Origin of the sequence: Actinoallomurus sp. NPDC052308, assembly GCF_040679195.1 — a bacterium.
Lineage (GTDB): Bacteria > Actinomycetota > Actinomycetes > Streptosporangiales > Streptosporangiaceae > Actinoallomurus > Actinoallomurus liliacearum.
Genome location: NZ_JBFAUM010000028.1, coordinates 95,807 through 104,634, shown reverse-complemented (window position 1 = coordinate 104,634; position 8,828 = coordinate 95,807). Strand labels below are relative to the sequence as shown.

The following is an 8,828-nucleotide window of genomic DNA, read 5'->3' as shown; positions in this document are numbered from 1 at the left end:
GCCTGCGACGGACGCCGCACGCCTGCGGCCGCGCGAGCCCGGGGCGTCGTTCCCTCCGGCCGCAGCGCGTCCGGGGCCGTGAAGGGCTCGGGGAGGCCGACGTCGAAACGCTGGGGCAGCACCACGTCGTTCGGGCGCTCCGCACCGTCGACGAACACCCGTATCCCCAGACCCGACCGGAAACGGGTGTTCGCCGCCACGAACACTTTGCGACCCGCGATCACCTGCCGGTCATGGCCCTCCTCCTTCTTCACGGACGCGTCCGCGGTCACCGCCGGCAGCCCGGGAATCACGGCCGACGCGACCCGCGAACCGATGCCGAGGAACGACAGGAGGAGCGCGTCGAAGCCGCGCGTGACCGATCCGCCCGACTTGCCGCCCGAGGACATCGAGGCGAAGGAGACCCCGTAACTGCGGACGCCGCCGGTCGGCTGCTCGCCCGGGCTCGCGTCCCGCAGAACCGGGCGGATCCACACGAGCTGGCCGTCGGCCACGAGGAACCGGCCGTTCTGCAGGAGCGTCTCCCACTCCTCGATGCTCTTCTCGGCGCTCTTCCCGGTGTCGTCGGTGCCGAGGACCTCACGCAGCCCGTTCTGGATCCCCGCGCTCAGCTCCGGACCGTCGTCCGCGCGCCGGACCCTGCTGCCGACCTCATGGGCCCAGCGCTGGGCGTCCTCGGTCGACCATGGGTCGACGCCGGTGATCGCCGCCTCGCCCAGGGCGTCCTTGTCGAGATACCACGGAGCCCGCGGCCGGGCCGGCCGTTCCGCCGCCGACGGCGTCCGGCCGTCCGCGGCCGCAGGTGCCGACGCGGACGACGGCGCCCCGGCCGGACCGGCGGCGGACGAAGCGGGCACGACCGACAACGCCGGAGCGAGCTCCGCAGGGGCCTGCAACGCCGTGATCGCGGCCTGGCCGACGGAACGCGTCGCGACATGCGCCGGGACGACTTTGACCTGGACACACGCCTTCGTGCCGTTCTCATCGGGCGCACTCCGCCTGCTGCTCCGCCACCCGGAGGCGTCCGCCGGATATTCCGCCACGGCCACACGCGGGGAAGAGGTCATTCTGGCGCGCACTGATCCCACCCGTTCTACGAATACCGCCGCACGTCATGCCAGATTCACCTTCTTTCTCCCGAACCACACCAAAACGGCCGCGGCCTCAACATCAGGTAACGGCACCCTCAACGCCAGACGGCGACTTCGACGCAATCCCCCTCGCTACGGCTGGACTTCCACCACTCGACGTCGTCGTCGAGCTCGACCGACCCAGGCCCTCCGGCCGCGGGCGGGGCGGGATGCCGTGGGCCCTCGTCCGGCCGGTTCACCACCTGGCGGGCGACGGGCCCCTCCGTGTCGGCAGAGGGCTGTCCGCGCAGGAGGACGGCGGCGATCTGGTGGAGGGAGTAGCCGCCGTTGAAGATCGCGTGGAGGTCGTCGCTGATCAGGGGATGGAAGCCGTGGCTCAGGAGCAGATGCGGCAACAGCACATGGAGGTTGAGCCGGAGGTTCCCGTCGGCGTACGGGTGCAGGACGTGCAGAGCACGGATCGTGCGGCTGATCGCGATCAGGCGATCGAGGTCCGTGGTCGCCGAAGAAACTTCGGCGCGGAATCGATCGAAGACCTCATCGACCAAGGCCGGTGTCTCGGCGGAGTCATAAAGCGTGTAGACGTACGACGGGCCGAGAACGTGGCGCTGGTAGACGGTCAGGGTGCCGGCATCCTCACCCGCATCGATCCTCGTACGAGCCTGGTCGTAGGAGGAGATGAGACGCCGGCCGCCGATGACCTCCTCCAGGATGTCCGGCGCGGGCTCGGCGGCGCGCAAGGGGAAGCGCCCCATGCTGGCACCGACGCCGTTACGCTGAAAGTCCCCGTTCACGCCCCTCACGACCTGGTCGTGAAGGTGGTCGTAGGTGTTCCAATCGAGGTGCAGCGGGTCTTCGCGGTCGAAGACCTCGTTGAACGTACGCAGCATCGCCGCCCGGTAGCCGGGCGACTTGTCATTGTCGTAGTAACCGCCGGGGTCTGACGGCAGTTCGGCGAGCGCCGCGGCGTGATGCCGCGCCTCGATGACGTACTTCCACACCTCATCCGCCGCCACCACATCGGAGAAGCGCAGCGGCAGACGCGGCGGCGTGGGCACAATCGCGGACGGATACGACTCCGCCAGTTCATCCCGGGGGTCGGGCTGTGTTCCGCCCACGGCCGTGCCGGTGATCCGGCCGGCCGGCGTGCCGTGCTCGCCGTGCTCGCCTTCGTCGTCCGGGGGCACGATGACGATGCCCGGCACCTCGACGGCCGGACGCGTGGCGGTCGCCGGCGCCGGGGCTTTGCCATTCGGTGACGCCGTGGCCGGCTCTCCCAGAGCGACGGAGATCGGGCCGGGCGGCGGGGCTTCCGTGGTCGCCCCTCGCTCCAGGCCGAGGTACCGCCGGACGTCCACGGCGAGAGCCGCTGGAGCCCGCTGCCCGGCGACGGCATCGTTCACCGCCTCGGCCAGCGACCTGCCGGTCTGCGCGTGGAAGGCGGCGTCCAGCGTCTCCGCCGTACGGCCGTCGGCCAGCGAAGCGCGGAACCGCAACTGCCGCAGCACTTCGGCGTGGTCCACCGGACCCGCCGCCAGCAGTACGGCGAGCCGACCGGCGTACTCCTCCTCGGGAGGGGTCTTCGTGGCGTCATGGCCCGTGCCCGCCTCGTCCAGCGGGCTGTTCAAGGTGCCCGCTTCCGCCGACGCGTCCACGACCATCCCGGCCACGGCGGCGGAAGACGCCGGGTCGACGCGCAGCGGCCGGATGAAGACCCACTGGTCCATCAGCCGCCGCGTGTCCTCGCCGGGCGCGGCGAACACACCGATCCAGTGGTCTCGCTCGTGCGGCGGCTTCACCAGGCCCGAGGCGTTCGGGAACACCCACTGGCTACGGCCCGTGGTTTCCAGCAACCACCCGGACAGCCTTTCCAGGCGCGGTCGGTCCGCCGCGACCCCGGACGACATGGTGACCACGTCTCGCCGGGCCAGCTCGCGCGTCAGCAGCAGCGGGTCGCGCGAGACCAGCTCGGCGAACTCGGCGTACGGCACCTGCCTCCGGGTGCCACCGATGGTCAGCGCCACCTGGGTGCCGCCGATCCGCCCCGTGTACAGCAGGAGCGCGGAATCGCCACCACTGCCGCTCCACGGCGCCGGCTCCCGCCGCGTCGTCCCCCGCCGACCGGACCCCGCCTCCTGGAGGATCATCAGCTCCGACGTCTGCACCTTGACGCCGCTCGTGGGGTCCGACGACCAGTTACGGCCCCACGGCTCGCCGGATTCGTCGAGAAGCTCTCTGTCCGACGCGAACGCGCCGAGCATCTCCAGGTGGAACGCGCCCAGCTGGACGGTGTTGTCCGGGTCGCGTCCCGCCGCCATCGCGGAGACCACCAGATCGGCGAGCTCGGCGCGCCGACCCGGTTCCGGCCGTTTCAGGTGAAGGACCTGCGCGGCGAGCGCGTCCGGGTCGGACAGCTCCGACAGCCACTGGCCGGCCTCGGCCATCGACCAGAACAGCCGCGACCACTCGGCTTCGCCGAACGGCTCCGACGCGTCCAACCGCAACAGCCGGCGCCCGGTCGCCTCGACGGTGGACGCCTCCCGGCTCAGCAGGTCCTGTGCCACATTCCGCAGTCGGGCCAACCGCCCGCCCAGAGCCTCGGTGAGCCGCGCGCCCGGCCGCGTGGCGGCAACCGCACCGCTCCACGACAGCATCTGCCGCACCAGGTCGTCGGCGTCGCTGTACGCGACCCCGGGAAGGTCCCCGTACGCCCGCGCCGCCCAGTCGAGCAGGTGCACGGTGAACCCGCCGAACGGGCTCAGGACCGGGTCGGCCTCCCGCATCCGCTCGAGACCGCCGATTCCCGACACCAGTTCACCGAACCGCGGGTCCCGGTCCACATGCGGACCGAACTGCCATCGCAACGCGCGCACCAGCACCAGGGTCCGCTCGCGCACGTCGTCCGGAACCGGCGCCCACGCATCGGCCAGCCCCGCCGCCCGAGCCAGGGCGTCCAGATCCTCGCCCTTCGGATCCGGCCGGGCCACCTCCCAGGCCCCCAGGTTTCCGGCCAGGTCGGCGATCTGAGCGTAGGCAAGCTTGCCCCCCAGGCGGCCCATCCCGCTCGGCCGCGCCGGTCCCACCACCATGTTCCCGGTCGCGTTCGCGGCCTCGTGGATCCCGGAGGGCGTCCGCAGGGGGTCGAAGACGAACGGCGCCGAAGCACCCGGATGGCGGCCCAGCGGCCGCGGTTCCGCGGTGGGCGCCGCGGCCCAGCACGGTGCCAGGAGAATGTACTGGCCGTCATCCCGTGCGGTCACCTTCCGCAGGTTCCGCACGCTCGGACGCCTGCTCAGACCATGCCGTGCGAACACTCGGTAGGTCACCGCGCGGACGGTGCCGTCCTTCAGCGGCAGATGGATCCGTCCCGGGATGCCGTGCGCGAAGTAGGCGTAGCTCCAGTCCACCGGCGGCCCAGCGACGCGCAGGGTGGCATTATTGACCGGATCGGCGTGCACGTAAGTGTCCAGCCGGTCGATCTCGCGGAAGTTGTCCTCCCGCGTTTCGGCGTACTCCGCGTCGCGGTAGGCCGCCCGGATCAGCCTCCCGCCGACCTGCACGGTGTGGCTGACCACGTGCCGCGTCCAGTCCGGCGCGTCCCGATCCGCGGGCCCGACCTCATCCGGTCTGCTGAGCAGCCAGCTGCCCTGCGGCCTCCCCGGCCGCACCACCATGGTCAGCACGTTGGAGCGAAGATCCAACTCGCCGCTGGTGGACCAGAAGTTCCTTCCGGTCCGGTAGGCGATCCGCCGCGGGAACTCCAGCCCCGACCGACCGGCTCTGGAGACCGCCAAGAGTCCCGGCACCTCGAGCGGAAGGCCGCCGTCCTCCGCGGCCAGCAGCGGATCGAGTGCCAGCACCTCTGCCACCACATCGGCGGGTACGCTCCGTCGCTCCTCCCCGACCGGCATGACCAGATGCTCGGGGCCGCCCTCGGCGAGGACCGCGTACGGCAGCGCGCCGTCCGGCGACCACGGCGCCGCCGTCGCCGGCCTACGCCGCCGCCTTCCGTCGCCATCGCGGACGACCGCGTCCACGGTCAGCACGTCCAGGTCCGGGTGCGCGCGGTACGGCAGCCAGTTCACCCCATACGCGTCGCCGTCCGGAAGGCGCAGCCGGTGGCCGGAGAGCACTCCCTGCTCCACCAGATAGTGCGCTGCCACCTCGGCCAGGCTGTCCACCTGACCGCCCACGCCGGCCGCCAGTCGAACGACCTGCCGACGCTGCCACTCAGTCACTGCCACGTCGGCGTCCAGCACCTGTACCCGACGCACCACCGCGTCGAGGTCGAACGCTCCACCGCCGATCAGCGGGTCGGACCGGCGCAAGTCGTCCAGCCGCCGCACCGCTTGGTGCAGCGCCATGTACGAGGACTCATCCCGCAGCAGCCGGGTCCCGAAGACGCCTATCAGTAGGACGTAGTAGTCATCACCAGGACCGGCCACGGCCTCGTGCCGAGGCAGAGCGGGGACGGCGGCCCTCGAGGACGGACCCGTCCGCTGGAAGGAACCGGCCCTGGAATCCCGCACGTTTCCCCCGCCGCGCCCACGGGGCAGCGGCTGGCCCACCATCAGGGCGGCGGTCGCCTCCGCCCGATCCTTCACCTGGTACGCCCCCGGCAGGCGCCAGTGCCTTGGCAGCCGACCGTGCCAGTACGCCACCTCCGCCTCGGACACGTCGCCACGGGTCCACTGCGGTGTCTTGGTCAGGACCTTGTTCACCTCACGCACCAGGTCCGGATCCCGGCTCAGCCCCTCATCCGGCACGGCCTCGACCTGATCGGAGGCCGCGTCGACGACCTCGATGACATCTCCGACCGTGCCCGGTCGGGTGGTGCCAGGCTGCAGCGGCGTGGCGGTCGCCGGCGCCGGGGCTTCGCCGGGGCCGGCGACCGACGCGGGCACGTCCGCCACGGGCTTCGACTGTGGCTCAGGCGCCGTGTCGGTGAGCGGGGCCGCTACGCCGTCGGCTTCGACGTGCGGTGCGGGGCCGGCGACGGTCGGAAGGGGACCTAGTTTCCCGGGGATCAGGCGATTGGTCAGCGCGCCGGCCGACCGAGGGCCACGTAGGTACTCCGCGGCGACCAGGACGACGACATCATCGGGGCGTGACACGGCACCCCGCGGGTTCTCCCCCGGCCGCACCTGCTGGATGCGCTCCTCGATCAGCTTGACCGCCTGGCTCAGCGCCTCCTGCCGGCGCTCCGGGCTGATCGCCGGATCAAGGAGCCGATTCCACGCGTGATCCGGATCCAGGCGTCGGGTTCCGGGGAGTTCGCCTGGCCGGTGTGTGGTCCAGCCGTTCCCGATCGACAGGCCGCTGGAACGAGGGACCACGACCGTGCCGCCGAGATGGGTGGCAACGAGATCCGCGAAGGAAGACCCGCCCTCCGGCCCCGGCATCGCCACTCCGGGGATGTTGAGAATGACCGGACGACCTGGCCCGTACGTCGTGTTGCCCTCGATCCACCGCGCCGTCTGCTCCGGGTCCAGGTCTTGGTCGCTACCCGGGATGCGCACGGTGAAGGACTCGGGGTGGTATTCACCCTCCACGACCGGGCCCTTCGGCAGGCGGGCGCCGCCGACCCGGGAAGCGGCCTGTTTCTCCGTGGACGGCTCCGCCGCCGAATTCCGCGTCGGCGGGTTGTCCGCGACCAGGCTGTGCGCGAGGTTCTCCCCGGCCTGCTCTCCGGAACGGGCGATCTCGGCGGCCACCAGGAACCGCCACTCACGCGGCGCCCGGGGGCGCGGTTGCCCGGTACGCGGCCGGGTGATCGCCTCGCGGATGATCGTGTCCGTCAGGTTCAGCAGCCCTTCCCGCTGAGCGGGTGGCAGCAGGCCCAGCGTCGCGCGGGCACGGTCGACGGGGGTTCCGGCCTCCGGCTGGTCCGCCGATGGCAGGGAGACGGTCTCGGCGTGGCCGCCTTCCGGGCCCGGTTCCGAAGGGTGATCGCCTGCGAGGGCGGCCCCGTGCGACGTCTCCTCGCCACCAGGAGTGGGCGCCGGGCTCTCGGCCGCCTTCTGCGGAGCCGTCGTCGATCGCCAGATGCCGACCGGCCGACCAGTCACACGCTCGGCGGTCGCCTGATCGCGCAGGAAGGCCCCGGAGTCGGGCAGGGTGCGGACCCGACTGACGAGGTCACCGTCCGGTCCAAAGGTGTACCAGCCGTCGTGCGGCGCATCGCCGATCCGCAGTTCGTCGTCCGGATCCCGCAGCAGCGTCCCGGCCGCCAGATCACCGGTCGGAATCGGGGAGAAATCACCCCAGGGCCCGGTCACCGGCGCGTCGAGAAGCGGCGCGACAGCGAACGCGAACACGGACGCATCACCGGCCAACAGGACGACCGGAACTCCCGGCTCGTACTCCGGCCGCTCCTGGAGCCACGCGACGAATTCGTCGGGAGTCATCGGGGCGGACTCACCGTCGACGACGATGTGGTCCTCATAGTCGCTCGACTCGATATGACCGGCCACGACGATCCGATCGCCGCCCGACGCCGAGCGGCTCGCCGGACCCGCCGGACCCGCCGGACTCATCGGGGTTACCGGACTCAATCGGCTCAGGGGAGTTCGCGAGGTCCGCGGGCTCAAAGGACTCACCGGGCTCAGCGAAGGAGTTCCATCGGCGGGAGTCGGTCCGTCCTCCGGTCGGCCGACCGCCTGATGGGATTCCGGCGAAGGACCGGAGTACGAACCCGCTTGGGAGTCGTTCTGGACGGTTCCCGGGGTATCGGCCGCGGGGGTCGCCACGGTCGCCGGAGGCAGGGCACCCGGTCGGTGCGTGGTCCAGCCGCCGCCGGAGCGAGGCGTCAGGACGTCCCCGCCGAGATGGGTGGCGACGAGGTCCGCGCCATCGGGCCTTTCCCTATCCGCAGTGCTGCCGGGGTTCACCTCCTCCCCGACACCGGATTTCTCCTCCTGACCGCCCGTCACCGGCTCGGCCCCGCCACCAGGCCGTACGTCGCGCCGCGGAGTCATCTCATCGACCCGCTGACCAAGGAACTGATCGATCCGCTTGTTCAGATCCCCGTGCAGCTCCGTCACGGCCGCATGACCACCGGACTCATGCGCCTGCGCGAAGCTCCTCCCCCACTCCGCCGCCTCATCCACCGGCAGACCCGCATCCAACGCCCGCTTCTCAGCCGCCGCACCGACCTCAGCTGGCGACCTGTCGATCGCCGACATATCAACACCGGTGGAAGCCTTCGCACCCACCGAGGTCGAGGTCTTGGTCGCCGGGCCGGAAGATGTCAGGCCCTCACCCGCGCCATGGGAGGTATCGGCCGGTCCATCCGTCTTGAACGCCTCATCGATGATCCGCTGAGCCTTGCCGTTCCCAGCGTCCGACGTCGTCGGCTTGTCCATCACGGCCGTGGGAGGACCACCCTTGACCGGCCCCGCCTCACCCGCCGCCGACGGCTTACCCGACGCACCACCACCAGCAGCAGGACCCGACGAGGAGCCACCGTCCGACACCGCACCGGACGAATGACCCGGCTGCCCCGACGAACCGCCCGACTCGCCCTTCGCCCCCTCAACCGACGACGGATCCACCGGCCGAGAACCAGACCTCCTCACAACATCGTGGAAAGAGGACCACCGCTCATTAGGCGCCAGCGCACCGAACTCATCCTGCAGATTCGCGATCAGATTCCGATCACCGGACAAATGAGCCTCATAAAACTTATTACCCCAACGCGCCGCCTCATCAGGCGACAACCCCCACGCCTCACCGAGC

2 protein-coding genes are annotated in these 8,828 nt (G+C 71.2%); both read right to left on the bottom strand.

Annotated elements, in window-relative coordinates; all coding sequences use genetic code 11:
• On the bottom strand, positions 1 to 1,043 hold a 1,043-nt coding region (locus tag AB0L00_RS38260; RefSeq protein ID WP_364442377.1), incomplete at its 3' end, for a hypothetical protein.
• Positions 1,044 to 1,186: 143 nt separating this feature from the next.
• A complete protein-coding gene (locus AB0L00_RS38255) occupies positions 1,187 to 8,809 on the bottom strand; it encodes a lonely Cys domain-containing protein (protein ID WP_364442375.1) in 7,623 nt (2,540 codons plus the stop codon).
• Positions 8,810 to 8,828 lie beyond the last annotated feature (19 nt).